The sequence below is a fragment of the Planctomyces sp. SH-PL14 genome (genome assembly GCF_001610835.1).
In the GTDB taxonomy this organism is placed as follows: Bacteria; Planctomycetota; Planctomycetia; order Planctomycetales; family Planctomycetaceae; genus Planctomyces_A.
In genome coordinates this window covers 875,765-893,952 of sequence record NZ_CP011270.1, presented here as the reverse complement: position 1 = coordinate 893,952, position 18,188 = coordinate 875,765, and the positions used below count along the sequence as shown (strand labels likewise).

Genomic DNA, 18,188 nt, shown 5'->3' with positions numbered 1-18,188 from the left:
GCTTACGATCATCACGCGTACTGGCTTCTCCCCTGCCCTCGAAACACCGAAGCACCTCAATGGCGAAAGCCGTCGGTCGAATCGCCGATACGATCAAGAAGCACGAAGACTCGCTGATTTCCGATTGGATGCGGCTACTGCGAGAAGGCGGTTCAGGGCGAGACAACCGCATCAATGAGAGTGACCTGAAGACCCAGGCCGGTGAATTCGTCTCGTTGCTTCAGAAGGCTACACAGAGCGGCGACATCACGGATACGACCCGGCCCGAGTGGAAAGAAATCGAAGGGTTTCTCGCCGAGGTGTCGCGCACCCGGGTCCTGCAGGGCTTCACCGTAGACGAAACGGCTCGTTTTGTCTTTTCGTTCAAACAGCCTCTCTTCGCTCGTCTGAAAACGGATCTGGCCAAAGACGCCGAGGCTTTCACTGAGGAAACTTGGGTGGCGACAGAGCTGCTCGACAAGATGGGATTGCTCACTGTTCGAGCCTTCCAGAAGACCAGAGAGGATGTGATCCGCCGACAACAGCAAGACCTGCTGGAACTCTCAACGCCAGTGGTGAAGTTGTGGGATGGAATTCTGGCCCTTCCGATGATCGGCACCCTGGATAGCGAGCGGACACAGATCGTTATGGAGTCCCTACTCCAACGAGTGGTCGAGACCGGATCAGAGATCGCGATCCTCGACATCACGGGAGTTCCAACCGTTGACACCCTAGTGGCCCAACATCTCCTGAAGACCGTGACTGCCCTTCAATTGATGGGCGCGGAATGCATCATCTCCGGCGTACGGCCGCAAATTGCTCAGACGATAGTCCATCTCGGCATCGATCTCGGGGGGGTCATCACGAAAGCGACTCTCGCAGACGCGCTGGAACTGGCAATGAAGCGTCTCCAGCTCGTCGTTACGAAAAGGAGCTGACGCCAATTGCTGGTGGAATGTCCGAGGACAGGAGCGGGAGTGAGGCGGGCCAGCACGGCACCTACCGGCTCGACCGTCCCCGGGCGGTCAGAGGTATTGGCGAGAATGCCGCGGGAGTTTCTTGAAGAACAGCCAAGCCGGTTCAACTGAAACGCCGTCGCAGATTCGCTGACCGGAAGGACCACGAAGTCCGCAAAACGCAGCGCGACGCGAACGCGGAGAGGTTCGTCCCGCGCTCAAGCGTCCGGCAGCGATTGCATCCATCGAGTTCTGAAGATTCGACCTGTAACGCGGGCTGTTGAGGCCGAGCGGCATACTGTCCAGTAGATGCGAACGGCCTTCCCTATCTCCGGGGCCTGCGCCGGGTCCCCCGCTCAGCTCCGGCCCCTCCGACAAGAGCGGGGCGGTCAGCCAGTCGACCTTCCATTCAGGCAGGTTGCATTTAGTTCGCCGCAGTGACCAAGAGAAGTCAGTCCCGAGCAGCGAAAATCGGGAACACGGGTGGTGGCCAACGTGCCATCGGGCGCTCTCGTGACTCACTTCGGAATCTCGTAGCACGGGTTTGCAAGCTAAGTAATGGCTCGGCAGCAGCAAGGCAAACGGTCAGTCCGCGTTCGACTGCTGCCGAGCCGCGGTGATCCCTCAAACACGCCGAAGCGCACCGTTCGCGTCAAGAATTGCCCGCGCTTCGCTGGTGCGACCTCCCCGTACGGTCACGATCGAACGTCCCCGACCGTACTCCGCGTCGTAGTACGTTGCGTCTTTCTCAGGGATTCCCATTCCGATGAGAGCACCCGCAACGCCGGCCGCCGCCGCTCCAGCGCCTGCGCTTGAGAGCAACGCCGCCAAGGTGCCGCCAGCGATCGCTGGCCCGATCCCTGGAATCATGCCGGCAAGTATTCCCATTCCCCAGACAGCACCGAGCGCGGCACCTGTGGCGAGCCCAGCGACGGCCCCTTCCTCGGCTTTCGTGGCCGTGGCCGTACCCGACACCCCAGTAGTCGAGTTCGGAGCGACAATTCCGATTTCGTCCTCAGTAAAACCCTCGCCTCGCAGCGCATTGACCGCACGCTGAGCTTGGGCCTCGCTCTCGAAAGAGCCAACAACGGTACCGAGAGTAGTGGTGGACGTGGTCATGAATGCGAGCCTTTCATGGACATGTGGGACGCGAGACACAGCCGGCTTACGCAAGTCGTGCGCCCATGACCTCTTCTGCAATCTGAGGCGGCATGTCAGTTGCGGCAGGTGCTCGGTAACGATTTCATCACTTCTCCCTACGAGGTTTGGAATGGCCCTGAAATCTCTGGCCGATGCCTTTCATGACGAGCTCCGCGATGTCCTCAGTGCAGAAAAACAGCTGTTAAAGGCCCTGCCGAAGATGTCGAAGGCCGCTACGGCTCCGCAGCTCATTCGCGCCTTCGAGAAACACCTCAAAGAGACCAAGGCTCAAGTGGAGCGGGTGGAGAAGGCGTTCGGCGACACAGGCAAGGCCGCGAAGGCGAAGAAGTGCGAGGCGATGGAGGGACTCATCACGGAAGCGTCCAGCATGATGGAGGAGGATGCCTCTCCCGAAGTCATGGATGCCCTGCTCATCGCGTGCGCCCAAAAGGTCGAACACTATGAAATCGCGACGTACGGTACGCTGTGCACGTGGGCCGAAATCCTCGGCTATTCCCAAGCCTTGAAGCTTCTCAAGGCGAATATTGCTGAGGAGGAAGCAACCGACGAGGCGTTGACAGCCTTGGCGCGGACCATCAACGCGGAGGCTGACGAGCCGGAAGAGTGAGACACATTATAGGTCTCACTTTTCCCTCAACGATCTAGAGGTCCGCTCCAAGGGAAGAAGCTCGGGCCCCGCTGGAGCCGGAAGTAGCGGATGAGGTATCGGGGGAGTGTCCCTCGGTATCTCAACCGCGCTCCCACTGTCCTGCTCCGGCCCTTCCGTCCCCGGATCGGAAATCAGGGAACGTCCGATCCGAGCGACACGGGCGAACAACACAACCTCCGTGGAATCCGACGATTGGCGATCTCCGAACGTGAGAGCGCCCGCAGCCCCTTTGTTCCCGGTCCCCTCCCGGAGAGCGCCGACCAGATAGACACCGCCGGTGTAGACATCGGCCGAGGCCTTGAGCCACGATCGGCGATCACCGGCGGTCCGGACCCATCGCCGCCGGAGATGACGTCCCCAAGCTGGATGTTGAAGTTGACGCGCGCTGATCTCCAGGACGACTCCCGCAGGTCGACCGTGACGTTGAGCCCGGCAGATCGGTAATCGTAACTCCTGGAGATGGCCCCGGTGCGCGGGTCAATCACAGAGCTCTCGATTGGGACTTGTCGCGATCGCTGCCAGGTGCCGGTGTCCCCGTCCACGGTGAGCATGAGCGGTTCCGCGACGATCATCGTCCGGGACTTCTCATTCGCGACGTCGAGCAGCCCTTTCAGGGTCTCCGCTAGGTCTCCGCGTGCGAAGCAGCTCCGAGGGTCGCCAGGTCGACAACTGGCGCGATGTCCAGACCGAGATTCCGGCTGTCCTGTTCGGACACCGGAGGATGTGGAGTTGCACGTACCAGGTGACAGATGCGGCCGCTTCAAACTGGTCAATGATCGCGGCGAACCAGTCGAGGACCTCCACGGTATTCGAGATGATTCACAGTCCGTCCGAGAAGAGTTGAACGGCCCCGATCCCGGAGACGACCTCGCGACTTCTGTTGCGCAGCGGACACGCACAGAAATACGCTCAATCAATCCCGAAAAGACCCTCGATACGGACACCGTGCGCGCAATGCTGTCGGGCCGACCGGCCGCGCCCGGATCTGGACGGATCCCATCATTCGAGGGCGATTCCGGCGGCCAGGCTGTTGAGTAGTGCCCGTCAGCCGCCCAGACTGGCTCCTTCCCTTTGGAGAGCCGAATGAACGATCCCCGTGCGTCAGAGGAACGGCCGTCCCGGCTCGCCCGCTTACTCCTCTTTGCGGCTTGCCTGGGTTGCGGCTTCGCGACCCTTATCCTGGCCCAGCGCTCCGCCTCGCACGAACAGGACGCCGAGAATCAGGCGCTGAGAGAACAGATCGAGGACATCCGCCGGGGACCCGGAGACGGAGATTGAGGGGATGCGAGATCGGGCCGGCCGGAAGGGAACCCTTGCGATCCGGCCCATTCCTGAGGAGTAGATGGGGGGGTGATACTGAGGAATCCCCCGGGGGCCAAAATTGCCTTGAGGCAAGAACGCCCGCCCCCTGTCACCAGCCCAGCGCTCTCATGTCGATCCGGATACTGCCGCTCGTGTCCTGCGAGCGATCACGTTCCGTGCGGATGGCCGCTTTCATGACCTGCACTCCAGCCTCTGTCGGCGAGAAGTAGATCTCGCGGCGCATGACCAGGCCCACTTCGAGCAATGCGTCCAGGTGCGCACGCCTGGCGGGAGTGACATTCCCGGGGTGCAACCGCAGAGCCCCGTTCGTTGCATGAAGCGCGACATAGACCGGAATCGGCATCGTCAGGATGCCTTGCGACAGCACGATCGCGCTGTCGGACAGCGCATCCCCCTGCTCTGTTGGATTGTCAGACATGACGCCGTCCGGCTCTCACAGTCCCCCCCTTGGCACACGGCCGAGTTGCGATGCGCCAATGCCACGAGCGGCACTGCCGGACATGAACTGCGGCTCCAACGACTCCGAAGCGTAATCCATCCGCACAGCGGGGAGCAGACCAGGCAAGGACACAGCCCTACCGGTGACTTTGCTTAGACTCCCAGAGTCTCACGTCCTGCGCGGCCAGAAAGGCGTCGTTCAAGGCGATGCGCCTCTCGATGCGGGCACGCAGAATTTCAAGCCGCTCCCGCGTTTCTTCCGCCCGCTCGGCGGCGTCTTCCAGGCAACTGCGTGCCACGGCGTACTGCCGCATCAGATATGCCGCTCTTGGCGACAAGCTCAGCCCGTCAATCCTCATAGACATCGGAGCCTCCTTTCGGGGCTAGCGTCGATGGCCCTGCACAGAATTGTCAGGCGTTCAAAGAGTCATCTGTATCGTGGCAAAGGCTGGTCGCCCTGGGACCTCAGATTGTGAATGTGACCGAACTGTGACAGATCAGACGATTCGCCCGAGCTTGGATCGGAGTCCGACGATTACGGCCGCCGGAAACTGCTGTCGCGATGCCCACCGGCATCCCATTGTGAGCATGCGGGACCCACTACCTCAGGCAATTCCCCGTCTGGTCCGAGCTCCACCATCACTGCCGTCCCAAATGCCGCCGACCGGAAGGGAAGTTGCGACAGAGCTACACCCAAGGCCGTCGCAGAAACCCAGTCGCCATCGAGTGCGACCAGTCCCTTCCGCTCCAGGTAGCGCGCTCTCACAAAATCTGCCGAGAGCGGATTTCGAATCAATGTGCCCCGCGCTCGAACGATCTGAAGCAAGTAATCGTATTCCGATCGCAGAATGAAGACGCTCGGTGGCCCCTCCAGCGACATGGCCGCCCTCCATACTCACATACCGTCGGCAGTGCCCAAATTTTACCTGCTGAGTTACCGCAATCAATGTTTTGACTGCCGGTGATGTCGCCGGCCCCGACTCCACGGGATCAGGGATTCCGCTCTGATCTTTTCCCGACTGACGGAGACGGCATGGACAGTCCAGCGTCATCATCGGCGGCTCGCTTGCGGGGATTGCCTCAAGGCAAGAAACGGAGCGAGAGCTCGGCTACCGCCGGATCGCTCTGGTGTCGATTGTCACAACTCCGGCTTGCTCGGCGGCCGGAGCCCCTGCAATTAGCGCCCCCACCTCCGTCGGGCCGTAAATCTCGCGGCTCTCCCGCACCAATCCCAGCTCCACAAGCCGCTCCAGCGAACTCAGGACGGTCGGCGTGACCTCGCCCCGAAACAGTCGTCCCGCCACGACCGCCAAGAGCGAACAGTATTCCACCGCCGTTAACGACAAAACGCTGCCCTTCCCTAGGTCGATTGTCGACTCACCGTCCCGATTCACTTTGGTCTCCGCGCGCATGATCACCGCCAAGCTGCCGAGTGGCAGAACAATTGTTTGCTGAAGGCCGGCTCACGAGCCGGACGCCTTGGGCCGTTCATCCGATGCAACAAGCCCTTCGAGGATGGCCCCAGAAACCGCTCGTGGTCCGGAAATGCCCTGTTTCACCAACCAAGCCGCCAGCCCTTTCCCGAGGGCGGTCAGCTCAATTTCCTCATCGTGACAACGGGCCAAGCCCGCATCACAAAGGAATTCACAGGCGGTCTCGTGGGCAATCGTCCGGCCTTCGCGCAGCGACACTCTCTGCTTTGCGGCGAGCTTGAGAATCGCAATTTCATCCCCCAACAACACCAGATCCTTCATCCCCCACCCCAAAGCCCCCCTCAGCGCTGAGAGGAGCGAAGCCCGGCAGGCCTCGGAAACCCCGCCCATTTTTTGCCGCACTTCGGTTCCTGGCTAGGCCCTTTTTTTGACAGATTCGCCATCTGTTTTGCCCCGCCATTGCCGTCGCCTGGAGGCGCCCAAACGGGCAGAACCTCGAGACGGAAACCGGGCTGACGCTTGGTCCGCCCTTGCCCGATTCCGGCGACCGGCCGGTCGAGGGTCCGGAATCTCCTTGAGCCCCCGCTGCGATTCGGTGCACTCGTTGAGTTTGTTCGCTCGCTACCGATACGCAGGGTCCGGAGTTCTTCGCACGCCAGCCGCTGCAAGCTGCGTCACTCCGGGACGTCACTCTCACCAGGACGGGCGGGAGTCGCTTAGTCCACCCGGCCGCGCTTCAGATCTACCGTCCGGAACCTGAGAACGTCTCCGTTCGTCGAGACAGGTCCGGACTCGACCGCACACATCCCCCGCCCCGTGATGAAGACCCTGCCGCCCATCACCGTGACCAGTTCCAGCCTCGAAAGCCGCTCAAGCGAGCACGGAACCGCATCGGGAAGGATCGCAGAGCTCCCCGAGATGCTGTAGGCCAGTGATCGGAGGTACGCAAAGTCCTCCGATCCAATCTCAATGTGGCTGTCCGCGGTGCCAGGCATCGAAAACAAGCTCAGTTGTCGTGATTCACCGAGAACTCTTCTGACCCTCACGGCTTCAGGCCAGATTTCTGCCGCATTATTTCCCAACGGCCAGTAGTTCGCCAGCGTTTTGCTCAGCGACTTCAGGGTGTCCCCTCAACGGGCCGGGCTCTCCGTTCCGACTCCTCGCAAAGCCCGGGGTGCCGAATGGCCAAAATTGCCTTGAGGCAATTCTAGCGGCCTATCGGTCCGCAGCGGGTTTCAGAACCTGCGCCGGGACCGCGAAAATCAGCGCGGAGCGACTCCGGTAGCCGCCAATGCGACGCCCATCCGACAGCAAAAAGCATTCGATGAACATGGACTGGGAACAGACTCCGAACAGGTAAACCCGGTCTCCCTGGATGACGAGCTCTATGTCTTGCCGCAGACCGCGCGGAAGGACCGGCTTACCGGGTGCGAGATTCTCACGTCGCCAGATCTCCTCTCCCGTTTGTGCAGAAAAGGCGACACTGAGAGGCGGAGAATCGCCGTAGGGCTCATACAGCGAACAGACCATGACCCCATCTTCGGATCCCGCCGCGACAGTCGGTCGCTGGTATGGCACGGCGACTTCATGGCGACGCCCTGCCACTTTCACGACAAGAGATCTCGGCCTCTGAAACGTGACCGACCAGCCCCCCGCTTCATCCTCGATTGAAGTCGCTCCGCCTCTCATCAAGGGTCGGATTTCTCCGTCGATGAAGGCGAGGCCGCCTGCCGGCTGGGGAACCCCGTGACGGATGGCATCTTGGGCACGTGGCGGGACGGTCACATCGAGCACCCCGCCGACGAGTTCCAGAAACGTCTCACACGGATGTCGGTCCTCCCTGCGGAGCGCCAGCTCCTCAGCCGCCCGCAGACGCAGGGACATGCTGGGAGAATCTACAACCATTTCGGCCAGTTCCCAGTCCGCCATACTGCTGAAGATCCTTGTCACCAGTTGGCGATGCGGGCTGGCGAAATCCGCCGCCACCAACAGCTCCTCCACTCGCTTCAAAGTCTGATCGTCGCTGAAAGCTGTCGACATCACGAACCCGAGGCCAGAGAGCAGGGCCAGAATGAACGACCGCGAAATCACCGCCATGTGACGAACCTCGAAAAGCCTCCCTGAGACTGCCGCCCGGATCGACCGACAGTCTGCTTGCACCACATGCGGGACACAAGACGAGGTTAAGGCGAGGCGGTGCCGTCGTGCGAGGGAGGACGCGGACGGACGGGCCGCTCGAAGGGGTTCAGTCTGCGGATGTGCCTTTCCGGACTGGCCACCACACCAATGCGGATCCGGCCTGGACGGGAAGGAAACATGACCGCCCGCAGCCCGGGGCCGATGTCCCGCAATCCGTCCACGTGAATCTCGACCTCAGCACCGAACGGCATGTCTGCAGTCGTGCGGACCAGCGTCGCCCGGATGGTGCCGATCCGCCTCACTGTGAAGACGATCGACTCGTCGACAACGAACGACTCCCGCACACTTCGCGACAGGACCAACATGCCCTCGGGATACGGTTCTGGAATCAAGGACATCGCAACCGCCACTACTCTTGCTTGGCCCTGGAGCTGGGAGCGTCAGCTCCATTCCTCTCTGCACGGAGCTCCGGATCGTAGGCAGTGACGGAACCCGCTTCGACGGACGCATCCGGCCGCCGCCCTGCCTGCTAACACGTTCTTCAGGACGGCAATCTCGCCGCGATTGACTCAAGGCCAGAAACCGGGCTGACGCCCGGTCCCGCCTTGCCCAATTCCGGCAACCGGCCTGTCGACGGTCCGGAATTACCCTGATGCTCCGCTGCGATTCGCTGCATTTGCCGAGTTGCTTCGCTCGCTAACCGATACGCAGGTTCCTGAGTTCTTCGCGCGCCAGCCGCTGCAAGCTGCGTGACTCTGGGCCGATGGCGTCCCCTCAACGGGCCGGGCTCTCCGTTCCGACTCCTCGCAAAGCCTGCGGGGTCTCCACTGCGATCCCTGACGCTCCAGGGACGGCTATGCAGCCGGCTCTTTTGTGTCCGAGGGGGCTCAGCGGTGAATTCGTCGCAGGGAACCCCCGGGTGAGCCCTACGACGAATCCACCGCAGGCCCCTCGGACGGACGGGGTTTTGAAATGCGGCGGTCGCTCCGCTGGGCCTTCCGGCGGAGAAGGGGTGAGACCCCTTCACCCAGGCTGCCGACTGACGCGGTCCCCCCAAAGGATCGCTTCCCCGGCTGGCCGGCTCGTTGGCCGGAACCCGTCCGCGAAATTGACTTGAGTCAAGAAACGGAACTCCATGACCCTCGAAACGGAGAAGTGCCCCACCGGCGGCAACGTCCGGCTGATCCACGGTCCCCGCTGGGATCCCCTGCTCTGTCCCCTGCCCGACCCGGACCCCGACGAACCGCCCGAGCTGGCCCCGGCCCTCGATGACCTGGCGTATCGCTGCGGCTTCGCGGTCCGGCCCGAGCGAGTCGGGAACTTCTGGGTCTGGCTGATCTCAATCAAGGACCGCCCAGTGCCGTCCGCCATCGCTCACGACCCCGCTTCCCACGACCAACGCCTGTTCGACTTCCTGACAGGCTATTCCCTCGGGATGCACCACATCCCCTTTTGAACGGAGTGTTCCCACCATGTTTCGCGAGAAATGGACCTGGCTTGCCCTCGGCATGCTCATCGCCTTCGCCGGCGTCGTGCTGACCAACGCCCAGGTCAACGCCCTCTCCCGCCGGGTGGCCCACCTTGAGCGGTATCTCCCCTACCTGACGCCGGCCTCGGCCGAGTAACGACCCGCTTCACGAACCGTCCCGGCCATCGCTTTCGGCCGGGACCTCTTTGGCCCTCCCTCTTCACTCTCTCTCAGGAGACCCGCTGATGGTCCGCGCTACCGGTACGTACACGCTCAAGGCTTGGAAGCTCTCTGACCTGAAACGGTCGGAACTCAATGCCCGGCTCGACATCGAGAACGATCCCGACACGAAGGCCCTTGCCGCCTCGATTAAGGTCAATGGCATCCTGCAGGAACCTGCCGTGCGGGATGACGGGACGATCATCTACGGCACCCGCCGGGTGATCGCCGCCGGCCTGGCTGGCCTGAAGGAGGTCGTCTGCCGGACCTACCCCAAGGGAATGACCGTCCAGCAGGAGCACACCCTCCGGATCATCGAGAACCTCGAGCGGAAAGACCTCAACCCCATCGAGAAGGCAACCGAGTTCCGAGCCCTGGTCGACATGCAGACCGGAAAGGGGAAGCAGAAGGCGGCCGCCGCGGCCCTCGGTTATGCCGAGGCGGCCCTCTCGCGATCGCTGGCGCTCCTGGAGCTGCCGGAAGAGTGGCAGCTCCTGCTCCGGAAGGGGCTGGCCGACCCCACCCACGCCCGGATCATTCCCGCCTTGAGCCAGGTGCATGAGAAGCTCCCGAAGGAGCTGGCCCAGCTCTACAACTGCCTCACCACGTCCAAGTCGATCACGGTCAAGGATTGGGAGGAGGAAGCCGCCAAGTACGTCAACGACATCAGCCGGCCCTGCCATGCTCCGGAGGGGACGAAGCCCCTGCCCCTCTACGAGGCCCACAGGACGGAGCTCGACATCCGGAACCTCAACGGGAAGCCGGTGGCCTTCAATGTCGCCGCCTGGAAGAAGATCACCGACGACGCCCAGGCTCAGGCCGAGAAGGAAGCGGCCGAAGAGGAACCGAAGACCAAGACGCCGGACATCCTCGTCCGCCAGCGGATCGTCCTGGCCTGGATCAATCGCCGGTTCCAGGCGTATTGCATGAAGCACCCGGCAGCGGCGGTGAAGTGGCTCCCGCTTCTGGAACTGTCGTTCCCGGTCCGGTCGAACTCGATCCACTGGGCAGCCGGCGGCGGTCGCGGCGGTCCCGACGCCCTCAATCCGCTGTCGCACATCTGGCAGACCGGGAAGATCAAAGCCTCCGGCGTCATGACTTACCTGGCGGAGTACCTGAAAGAAGCCGCGATGCTGGCGAGCCGGGACCGCCTGTGGTTCATCAAGGACTTCTCGCAGGGGCGTGCCATCCTCAAGGCGGTCGGGATCAAGTACGCCGAGGAGTTTCTCGCCTCGCTGACGCCGGCCGAGCTGGCGGACTTGCAGGACGTCTACGGGCCGGAGATCGAAGCGAAGGTCAAGAAGGCCATTTTTCCGCCAGGAATGCGTCCGGCAGACCTTTCGATGAGATGAAGGATCGGTGCATTTTGATGCACTGACCGTGCCGGTGCCGTGGAATGCGCGGGCTAAGTCGGCCCCCACAATGGCCGATGCGTCCGCCGCACCGGCGATCTCAACACCGGATGGCGAATTTTCCGCCTTGTCCGGGAGCGGGCTGCTCATAAACTTCGCATTGCCGGTGCGGTCGAGCTCGCCATTCCCGATGGCCCTTGGGATGCCTGAGTTCCCACACCGGCGTTTTCGTGTCTTGATCGGCCTGCGGCCCGGCTCCGGGGGGCGCGGCCAACCCTGAGGGGCCCCCGGCCGCTGACCCCGGAGCCGCGGAGTTGCTCCTCTCGCGCGGTCCCCTCCCCTGCTGAAGTCAGCAGCACTGACCGGGGGTGCACCCCGGGACACCGCATCGATCCGGTGCCAAGCATTCCGTCTCCTTGCCGCTGAGCGTGAGGATAATCGCATCATCCGACAGGTCGAAATCGGTGATCGCGTACTGCGACGCGACATCCGCCCCATATTCGAGCTCTGCAGGCAGGTCCAGCGACTTCAGCAGAGGTTCTGCCATCCGAATGATCCCGGCCAGCTTCGCGGACTTGAGGCGATGGTCGTAGTCATCGGCCGTCCAGGTCTGAAGAAGGCAGGAGGCCATGTGCCGGACCGTCCCTCCGCAGTCGATGAAGTTCTTGTCGACACGTCCGACTTCGGTCACATGAAAGTGAGCGGGAATTCGTTCCCCCGATGGCAGGCGGACCTCAATCAGCCGGTCGCCGGCACGCTTCAGAATCAAATGCAGGTCGCGGACCGTCATTTCCTTCTCCTTACTACTCGCAGCACGGGGACTGCTTCTTTCGAAGCATCGCGGCGTCTCTCGCAAACCGTGCTTCGCCGCCGCACACGTCTAAGCACTTTCGAACGGCCTGTTCGAACTCTGACTCCGCCGGGACGAGCTCGTAGTACGCCCAGATTCCTTCCTTGCGGGCTTTCACGAGACCGGCCCGCCGAAGGTAGGCGAGGTGCCGGGACACAGTCGGCTGCGGACTCTCAAGTACGCAGACGAGGTCACAGACGCACACTTCCCCGCCCTGCAACAGGTTCAGAATCCTGAGCCTGGTCTGATCGGCCAATGCGCGGAACACTCGGTCGGGATGGAAGGTCGCGGTTTTCATTCACTGAGCTTACAGCGTCTTTCGCCTCGCGGCCTACTTGCCGAGCTCCGGGACCCACCCCTCAATACGACTGCGGATCTCACAGCGAACCCTCCGAAACTCCGCCACGGTCTCGGGGTCAGTCCCTTCAAATGCGGCCGGATCGTCGAACGGCCAGAACAACCGCTCGCCCAGGCCCGGCCAGATCCGGGGACACGCTTCCTGCGCTCCGCCGCAGACAATGATGAGGTAATGGACGGGGACACGACCGAGGTACTCACGGAGCCCCTTCGGTCGCTGCGAGCTGATATCGATGCCGTCCTCGGCCATCACTTGGACGGCCAGCGGATGCACCTGTTCGCTTGGATTTGTGCCGGCACTCAACACGTTGAACCGCTCGCCGGCCAGGTGTCGGACGTAACCCTCGGCCATCTGGCTGCGACAGGAGTTCCCGGTGCACAGGATCAGGACGGTGGGGAGATTCATGATGCGGTGGCAGTCTGTTTTCGACGTTCGGTCCGTTCCGACAACTCATTCGCCTAGGCGAATATAGGCTCCCCCCTCCCCTGCCGTCAATCTGCGGCCGAATGTGGCGGGCTAGCAATGTGCCGCACGCCGCGAGACGATCAGGAAGCCAGCTCTGCCTCTGGAGAGGAAACGACCGTGCTCGCGCCTGATGACCTGTACTACGTCGACAAGCGACTCGTCCCCGGACAAACCACCCGAGACGACGTCCTCGACCTCTTGGGCGGAACCGATGCATCAGGACTCACGCAGTGGCCCCTGACGAAACGATTTGCCGTTTGGTACACGCCGAAGCCCGGATTCATTGTTTCCACGCCAGTTCTGACCGCGATGTTTTACTTTGCCGAAGAAACGCTGGCGTCAGCATGGATCACGGTCCCAAAGCCCGCTGAGTCGACGTTCGAGCAGCTTTGCCGCTCCCAATTCGGAAAGCAGTTCGAGATCGTGCGACTAGGCACTCGCGACGAGGCGACGCGCTGGCACAACAACCAGTCCGAGGCCCTCCTGCAAAGGGGGGCAAAAACTCGCTGCGGATTGACCATCGCCCATCTGGAGTCGATGAAGTCTTTTCAGAAGGAACACCTTGCCTGGCGAACCTCCAGGGGAGAGTTGCCGGCAATCCCACAACGCCGGCGAGTACGAAAAGAGGCGTGAGGCACCACCCGACACAGCCCCGTGTTTGAAAGCTCTGGGGGAGCACGGTGGTCTGCGAGACAGCTACATGCGCAGCTCACGGACCGGCGGGAGGCGCACCCCACCCCGGAGGGCACCCCGGCCGATAACGCCCGACCCGCAGTGCCCTGTATTACTCAGGCGCAAATTTGAGCCCGGCGATGATCAAGGTCGCCAAGCAGACTGCACCAAACCTCTGGCGAGCCGCCGGCGCCCGCCGGACCTCGTTGACCAGGACAACACGGGAACCGGTCTCGTCGAATGGCAGCAAGTGGTGATGAAGTCAAAGCCGTCGGAGCGACCGCTCACCACGGTTGGCCCCTCTAGACTGCCCTTCTCCATCGCGGCGACCACCGCTGGCCACCGGACTCGCCAATGTGTCGAATCCTCATCACCGTCCGAGTCCTGGGCGGTCGCGATGTCCATCGCCGGCTCATCCGGAATCCCATGGAGGATCAATGGGGCGGGATTGGTGTTTCGTTACAAGGACGTTGTTCGTTGCAGGCTTGTTACTCATGGGGCCCGTCTGGTCAGCTTTGGCCGAAAGCAACAGGGTCGCCCTTACTTTCGGAGTGGACAGTACGATCCGGACGCGTCTTGCGTGAGGGACGTACCGTCGACCCGGACCTCCGTCGCAGGCTTCCGTTTGATTCTGAGTCTGGCCAAGGCCACGCAAGCACCTAACGAATAGGTTTAGATCGAACACGATGCCCGTTTAGAAATGGCGGTCATTGCGTCTGTCCCGGAACCAAACGGGACTAACGCGGCATCTCCACCCATTTGGCTCCGACGATCCTGCCATGCTGGCCGCGTCCCGAGGAGTCGGTCAGCACGTCGCCCGAGCGCTCGTCAAAGTGAAACAGCAAGACGGTCGACGGGTCTTTCGAGAAAGTGTCTTCCGGATAAAAAGCTCCGGGGTAGCGGATCGATTGAGAAACTCGCAACTCATCAATCGTTCCGAAGTAGTAGGTACGAGCCCGAGGGAAGGCACCAATCGTGAAGGCCCCTGGTTCCTTTGGCGCGTCGGCATCTCTCCTGTCCGCCTCGATTGGCACCGAATAAACGCTGCTACCCACATCGCTCCCATCCAGGAAGATGCGTATCGTGGTAGTGGATGGCTCGAAAGTCATTGCGACATGCTGACGCTGATCAATGGTGATCCGTCGAGTATGCGTCTGGGCCACCGTGGGGCCGGCCGTTGAGGCGGGGCCAGGCAACGCGAGTGTCCCCCAGTTTGCGTAAGTAAGTCCGCGCCAAAGACTGAAACCGATGGGTCCGTGCAACTTGACGACGGAACCCCCCGGAAGATCCGTGGGCGTCCCCCAGAATTCGACGGTGTAAGGCTTGGATGCGTCTAGGGAGAGTGCTGCGACATCGACGTGAGACTCTGCGCCGTCGAATCTCAGCCCCGCCACCCCAGTCAATGCGGAACGGCGCGCTCCATCGAGCGGTGGCGAAGGGAGCGAGGGAGAGCTCCCTTGAGGAGTGATGGAATGATCGGGGCGACCATAGACCTCGCCGGCCCCACCCTGCCTGTTGTCTCCGAGATGGGTGGTCCAACTGCGAGACGCGAGAAGTAGGGCGGTTGTCAGGGCTCCTGCCAGGAGCAGTACCGCAAGCCCTCCAAACAAGAACCGGCGCGACCCGGCAAATGTCGGGACCCGGGTTGCTCCCGACAGCCGGCTGCCGCCTGGCGAAGGCCGCTCGAGGACTGTCTCCGAGCGGGAGCCCTTCTCAGCGTCCAGGAGGGCCGCGACGTTTCTTCGTCGCGGTTGCTTCACAGTGCGACTGGAAGCCGCATCGGCGGGCCGTTCGTTAGCTTGAGCCAGCGTATCGAAAGGAACAAGCGCCTCCAGGACCTCAGGCATCGACGAGAACCTGTCTTCTGGCCGCTTCGCGATCATTTTCCGGAACACGTCGTCAAGCTTTGACGGGATGTCTTGCCGGGCTGTTCGAAGCGAGGGCACTGGCGACTCGCGGTGAGCAAGCAGGCGGGCCATCAGCGAATCGCCATCGAATGCGGGACGCCCCGTCAGGAGATACCACAGCGTGATCCCAAGAGAATAGATGTCGCTGCGGGCATCGGCCCGCTTGCTGCTCAGCGCCTGCTCAGGAGCCATGTAATCCACCGTCCCCATCACGGCACCGCTTCCTGTGAGTTGAGCGTTGGTTCCCGTTTCCCCCTCGATCCGGGCCAAACCCATGTCAAGAATCTTGACAAAGCCATTTCGCCCCAGCAGAAGGTTTGCGGGCTTGATATCTCGATGAACGACGCCGTGGAGATGCGCGAACGCAAGTCCCTCAGCCGCTTGCACGACGTAACTGACCGCTTGTGGAATCGCTAGCGGCCCTTCGCGATCGACGACATCCGAAAGGTCGCTCCCCTCGACATACTCCATCACCAGAAAATGCGTTCCCCGAGCTTCGTCTGCGTCGAACGCCATGACGATGCTGGGATGGCTCAGCTTCGCGGCCGCTTTGACCTCTCGGTGGAAACGGCTGACGAGCTCGTTGGATTTGACCAAGTGTGGGGAGAGGACCTTCAGGGCGACGATCCGATCCATTCGTCGGTGGTGGGCCTTGAGGACCATTCCCATACCGCCTTGACCGAGCTTGTCGAGGATCACGTAGTTCCCCAGCAACAGCCCACGCCCTTTGCCGGCCAGGAGATTCCGCGCCTGGTATGGAGTCAATTGCTTCAGAGCGATGAGCGATCGGGCAAATTCCTCCGCGCTCGCTGGCGATGCCTCACTCTGAAGTCGTTCGACGACGTCCTGCGAGACGACACCACTTTCCACCAATTGAGTAACAAAGGTGTTCAGGGACATGGACATGCCGGAAGCAGCGAACCGTGGTGAATGTGTGACCTCTTCGCGAACCCCGCTAGCTGGAATCGAAGAATAACTACGTTGCAGAAAGGCGAGAAGCACCAACGTAATGCTCCATCAGGCATTCGCACCGACGACCAGTTCTTCGTCTTTGCGGTCCTCGATCACGAACGGCATACCCTGACTGGGGCATTATGCACAAACGTTCGAGAGCTCCTGCGTCTGGTCGGAGATCGGAGAGCGAATCACTCCGCCGTGATCCTCGATGGCCGGACAATTCGGTCCACGCCGAAGAGCGGAGGGCAGGCCGGCTAGAGCGGTTCTCTTCAGTCTCTAGCGCCATCCGCGGGAATTGAGTAAGACAGGTAACCTCAAGGAGGCTGCCGATGAAGGCTTACTCGATGGATCTCAGGAACCGGGTGCTGGCCGACTGCGACGCTGGGATGGAGGCCCGGCAGGTTGCCGTGAAGTACAACGTCAGTGAGTCTTGGATCAGACGCCTCCGCCAGAGACGGCGGGAGAGCGGTGAAACGGCTCCCCGGCGACCGAAGACGTCTCCTCCCAAATGGCAACCATATGCTGACTCGATTGAGCAGTTCGTGACGGACCAGCCGGATGCCACGCTCGCGGAACTCAAAGAGCATCTGGAAATTCCACTCAGCATCCCGACTCTCTCCCGGGCGCTGATCGCCCTCCGGTTCACCTTGAAAAAAAAGTCTTCCGCGCGGCGGAACAGGACCGGCCAGACGTCGCCAGCCAACGCACGGATTGGCGGAAGTGGCAAAGCGCGCTGAGTCCAGAGGACATGAGCCGGTTCGTCTTTATCGACGAGACCTGGGCCTCGACGAACATGAGCCGCCGATATGGCCGCAGCCGCAAGGGCCAGCGGCTGATCGGTACCGTCCCCCATGGGCACTGGAAGACCACGACGTTCGTGGCGGCACTCCGGCTAGAGGGACTCACCGCGCCGGTGGTGATCGATGGCGCCATCAATGGGCGGATCTTCCTGGCCTACGTGCGCCAACAGCTGGTGCCAACCTTGCGGACTGGCGACATCGTGGTGATGGACAACCTGGCCTCGCACAAGGTGCTGGGTGTTCGGGAAGCCATTGAGGGGGCCGGAGCGCGGGTGGCCTACCTACCGCCGTACAGTCCAGACCTGAACCCCATCGAGCTGGTGTTCTCGAAGCTGAAGCGGCTGCTGCGGAGTGCCAAGGAACGGACGGTGGAGGGGCTGTGGGAACTGCTGGGGAAGATTCTTGACCGCTTCTCCGCGGACGAATGTGGCCGCTACATCACCCATTGCGGGTACCACCCCAGTTCCAGGCCCGCCGCTACACCGCCGTGAAAACGAGACTAATTCGGATACGAACGCAGAACGACTCCAAGGTTGACGCCGTTGTGGACACTCCCGGTCATCTCCTGGCCTTGCTCGTTACTCCTGCCAGCGAGCAGGAGTTGGCTCAGGTGGCTCAACTTGCGGAACAGGTCCAAGAGGCAACCGGCAAACCGTGGCACTGGCCTATGTCGATCAGGGATATCCCGGAGAAGCCACAGTCGAGGCGGTTCTCGCCCAGGGGATTGAACTGAAAGTTGTGAAACACGTCGAAGCCCACAAGGGCTTCGTTCTCCTACCGCGACGGTGGGTTGTGGAACGAAGCTTCGGCTGGCTGTCCCGATTGCCGCGGCTGGCCGGTACTAAGAACGGCTCACAACGACGTCAGCGGGCCTGCATCGTCTCACTTTCGCCGTCCTTATCCTTCGCAGACTGATGAATCTTTTCAATGCAAGAGCATATGCATATGCTTAACCCAACTTGGGATATCGGGTGAGCGCGAGGCTGCTTCCGATCGCGCGACCCTTCACCGGCAGAGGTGTCGCGTCACATCGCCGGAATCTGATATGCGTGTAAATACCTA

General features: G+C 61.8%; 19 protein-coding genes and 1 pseudogene. 8 read left to right on the top strand and 12 right to left on the bottom strand.

Features of this window, described 5'->3' with window-relative positions; genetic code table 11:
* Positions 1-59 precede the first annotated feature (59 nt).
* Positions 60-917, top strand: a complete 858-nt coding sequence (locus VT03_RS03635) for an STAS domain-containing protein (protein ID WP_075091735.1) — start codon at positions 60-62, stop codon at positions 915-917.
* Between the two features lie 642 nt (positions 918-1,559).
* On the opposite strand, the gene VT03_RS03630 is transcribed toward VT03_RS03635, so the two are convergent.
* Positions 1,560-2,054 carry a general stress protein gene (locus VT03_RS03630; RefSeq protein ID WP_075091734.1) on the bottom strand — a complete coding sequence of 165 codons (495 nt, stop codon included), beginning with the start codon at positions 2,052-2,054 and terminating at the stop codon, positions 1,560-1,562.
* Positions 2,055-2,205: 151 nt separating this feature from the next.
* Between VT03_RS03630 and VT03_RS03625 the strand changes: the two genes are divergently transcribed.
* Complete coding sequence (locus tag VT03_RS03625; protein ID WP_075091733.1) at positions 2,206-2,703, top strand: ferritin-like domain-containing protein; 498 nt, start codon at positions 2,206-2,208, stop codon at positions 2,701-2,703.
* Between the two features lie 1,453 nt (positions 2,704-4,156).
* Here the strand turns inward: VT03_RS03625 and VT03_RS03605 are convergent.
* The 7 genes from VT03_RS03605 to VT03_RS03575 all read right to left on the bottom strand — a co-directional run bounded on the left by VT03_RS03605 (position 4,157) and on the right by VT03_RS03575 (position 8,443).
* Positions 4,157-4,486, bottom strand: a complete 330-nt coding sequence (locus tag VT03_RS03605) for a hypothetical protein (RefSeq protein ID WP_075091729.1) — start codon at positions 4,484-4,486, stop codon at positions 4,157-4,159.
* A 157-nt stretch (positions 4,487-4,643) separates the two neighbouring features.
* The gene (locus VT03_RS03600; RefSeq protein ID WP_156514266.1) at positions 4,644-4,820 is read right to left on the bottom strand and encodes a hypothetical protein; all 177 of its coding nucleotides are present in this window, start codon (positions 4,818-4,820) and stop codon (positions 4,644-4,646) included.
* Between the two features lie 795 nt (positions 4,821-5,615).
* A complete protein-coding gene (locus tag VT03_RS03595; RefSeq protein ID WP_156514265.1) occupies positions 5,616-5,900 on the bottom strand; it encodes a hypothetical protein in 285 nt (94 codons plus the stop codon).
* 69 nt (positions 5,901-5,969) lie between these two features.
* The gene (locus tag VT03_RS03590) at positions 5,970-6,260 is read right to left on the bottom strand and encodes a hypothetical protein (protein WP_156514264.1); all 291 of its coding nucleotides are present in this window, start codon (positions 6,258-6,260) and stop codon (positions 5,970-5,972) included.
* A gap of 395 nt (positions 6,261-6,655) precedes the next feature.
* Positions 6,656-6,934 carry a hypothetical protein gene (locus VT03_RS03585; protein ID WP_075091725.1) on the bottom strand — a complete coding sequence of 93 codons (279 nt, stop codon included), beginning with the start codon at positions 6,932-6,934 and terminating at the stop codon, positions 6,656-6,658.
* Between the two features lie 220 nt (positions 6,935-7,154).
* Positions 7,155-8,036, bottom strand: coding sequence for a hypothetical protein (locus VT03_RS03580; protein WP_075091724.1), 882 nt, complete (start codon positions 8,034-8,036; stop codon positions 7,155-7,157).
* Between the two features lie 86 nt (positions 8,037-8,122).
* Positions 8,123-8,443 (bottom strand): hypothetical protein, encoded by a 321-nt coding sequence (locus VT03_RS03575; protein WP_156514263.1) that lies wholly within the window; start codon positions 8,441-8,443, stop codon positions 8,123-8,125.
* 770 nt (positions 8,444-9,213) lie between these two features.
* Here VT03_RS03575 and VT03_RS03570 point away from each other — a divergent pair.
* The 3 genes from VT03_RS03570 to VT03_RS03565 all read left to right on the top strand — a co-directional run bounded on the left by VT03_RS03570 (position 9,214) and on the right by VT03_RS03565 (position 11,117).
* On the top strand, positions 9,214-9,534 hold the full coding sequence (locus VT03_RS03570) for a hypothetical protein (RefSeq protein ID WP_075091722.1): 321 nt from the start codon (positions 9,214-9,216) through the stop codon (positions 9,532-9,534).
* 16 nt (positions 9,535-9,550) lie between these two features.
* A complete protein-coding gene (locus VT03_RS33145) occupies positions 9,551-9,703 on the top strand; it encodes a hypothetical protein (protein ID WP_156514262.1) in 153 nt (50 codons plus the stop codon).
* 88 nt (positions 9,704-9,791) lie between these two features.
* Positions 9,792-11,117 (top strand): ParB/RepB/Spo0J family partition protein, encoded by a 1,326-nt coding sequence (locus VT03_RS03565; protein ID WP_075091721.1) that lies wholly within the window; start codon positions 9,792-9,794, stop codon positions 11,115-11,117.
* A 349-nt stretch (positions 11,118-11,466) separates the two neighbouring features.
* Here the strand turns inward: VT03_RS03565 and VT03_RS03560 are convergent, their stop codons facing one another.
* From VT03_RS03560 to VT03_RS03550, 3 genes are read right to left on the bottom strand one after another with little or no spacing between them, the layout of a single operon-like run.
* Positions 11,467-11,907, bottom strand: a complete 441-nt coding sequence (locus tag VT03_RS03560) for a DUF6428 family protein (RefSeq protein ID WP_075091720.1) — start codon at positions 11,905-11,907, stop codon at positions 11,467-11,469.
* A 13-nt stretch (positions 11,908-11,920) separates the two neighbouring features.
* Positions 11,921-12,265 carry an ArsR/SmtB family transcription factor gene (locus VT03_RS03555; protein WP_075091719.1) on the bottom strand — a complete coding sequence of 115 codons (345 nt, stop codon included), beginning with the start codon at positions 12,263-12,265 and terminating at the stop codon, positions 11,921-11,923.
* Positions 12,266-12,298: 33 nt separating this feature from the next.
* Positions 12,299-12,730 carry an arsenate reductase ArsC gene (locus VT03_RS03550; RefSeq protein ID WP_075091718.1) on the bottom strand — a complete coding sequence of 144 codons (432 nt, stop codon included), beginning with the start codon at positions 12,728-12,730 and terminating at the stop codon, positions 12,299-12,301.
* Positions 12,731-12,907: 177 nt separating this feature from the next.
* Here VT03_RS03550 and VT03_RS03545 point away from each other — a divergent pair, with 177 nt between their 5' ends.
* Positions 12,908-13,423 (top strand): hypothetical protein, encoded by a 516-nt coding sequence (locus tag VT03_RS03545; RefSeq protein WP_075091717.1) that lies wholly within the window; start codon positions 12,908-12,910, stop codon positions 13,421-13,423.
* Between the two features lie 776 nt (positions 13,424-14,199).
* On the opposite strand, the gene VT03_RS03540 is transcribed toward VT03_RS03545, so the two are convergent.
* The gene (locus tag VT03_RS03540; protein ID WP_231870670.1) at positions 14,200-16,371 is read right to left on the bottom strand and encodes a protein kinase domain-containing protein; all 2,172 of its coding nucleotides are present in this window, start codon (positions 16,369-16,371) and stop codon (positions 14,200-14,202) included.
* Positions 16,372-16,655: 284 nt separating this feature from the next.
* On the opposite strand from VT03_RS03540, the gene VT03_RS32535 reads away from it, so the two are divergent.
* Positions 16,656-17,617 (top strand): IS630 family transposase gene (locus VT03_RS32535; RefSeq protein WP_231870589.1). Its coding sequence is split into 2 segments (ribosomal slippage): positions 16,656-16,992 and positions 16,992-17,617, totalling 963 coding nucleotides; the frame shifts between segments, so codons are not numbered across the junction.
* A gap of 20 nt (positions 17,618-17,637) precedes the next feature.
* A pseudogene (locus VT03_RS35165) lies at positions 17,638-18,079 on the top strand (transposase); the annotation flags it as partial.
* Between the last annotated feature and the right edge of the window lie 109 nt (positions 18,080-18,188).

What these genes read in the sequence shown, in the direction of transcription:
- VT03_RS03635 (WP_075091735.1), top strand. Translation starts at nt 60, where the DNA reads ATGGCGAAAGCCGTCGGTCGAATCGCCGATACGATCAAGAAGCACGAA.
- VT03_RS03630 (WP_075091734.1), bottom strand. Translation starts at nt 2,054, where the DNA reads ATGACCACGTCCACCACTACTCTCGGTACCGTTGTTGGCTCTTTCGAG.
- VT03_RS03625 (WP_075091733.1), top strand. Translation starts at nt 2,206, where the DNA reads ATGGCCCTGAAATCTCTGGCCGATGCCTTTCATGACGAGCTCCGCGAT.
- VT03_RS03605 (WP_075091729.1), bottom strand. Translation starts at nt 4,486, where the DNA reads ATGTCTGACAATCCAACAGAGCAGGGGGATGCGCTGTCCGACAGCGCG.
- VT03_RS03600 (WP_156514266.1), bottom strand. Translation starts at nt 4,820, where the DNA reads ATGCGGCAGTACGCCGTGGCACGCAGTTGCCTGGAAGACGCCGCCGAG.
- VT03_RS03590 (WP_156514264.1), bottom strand. Translation starts at nt 6,260, where the DNA reads ATGAAGGATCTGGTGTTGTTGGGGGATGAAATTGCGATTCTCAAGCTC.
- VT03_RS03585 (WP_075091725.1), bottom strand. Translation starts at nt 6,934, where the DNA reads ATGCCTGGCACCGCGGACAGCCACATTGAGATTGGATCGGAGGACTTT.
- VT03_RS03580 (WP_075091724.1), bottom strand. Translation starts at nt 8,036, where the DNA reads ATGGCGGTGATTTCGCGGTCGTTCATTCTGGCCCTGCTCTCTGGCCTC.
- VT03_RS03575 (WP_156514263.1), bottom strand. Translation starts at nt 8,443, where the DNA reads ATGTTGGTCCTGTCGCGAAGTGTGCGGGAGTCGTTCGTTGTCGACGAG.
- VT03_RS03570 (WP_075091722.1), top strand. Translation starts at nt 9,214, where the DNA reads ATGACCCTCGAAACGGAGAAGTGCCCCACCGGCGGCAACGTCCGGCTG.
- VT03_RS33145 (WP_156514262.1), top strand. Translation starts at nt 9,551, where the DNA reads ATGTTTCGCGAGAAATGGACCTGGCTTGCCCTCGGCATGCTCATCGCC.
- VT03_RS03565 (WP_075091721.1), top strand. Translation starts at nt 9,792, where the DNA reads ATGGTCCGCGCTACCGGTACGTACACGCTCAAGGCTTGGAAGCTCTCT.
- VT03_RS03560 (WP_075091720.1), bottom strand. Translation starts at nt 11,907, where the DNA reads ATGACGGTCCGCGACCTGCATTTGATTCTGAAGCGTGCCGGCGACCGG.
- VT03_RS03555 (WP_075091719.1), bottom strand. Translation starts at nt 12,265, where the DNA reads ATGAAAACCGCGACCTTCCATCCCGACCGAGTGTTCCGCGCATTGGCC.
- VT03_RS03550 (WP_075091718.1), bottom strand. Translation starts at nt 12,730, where the DNA reads ATGAATCTCCCCACCGTCCTGATCCTGTGCACCGGGAACTCCTGTCGC.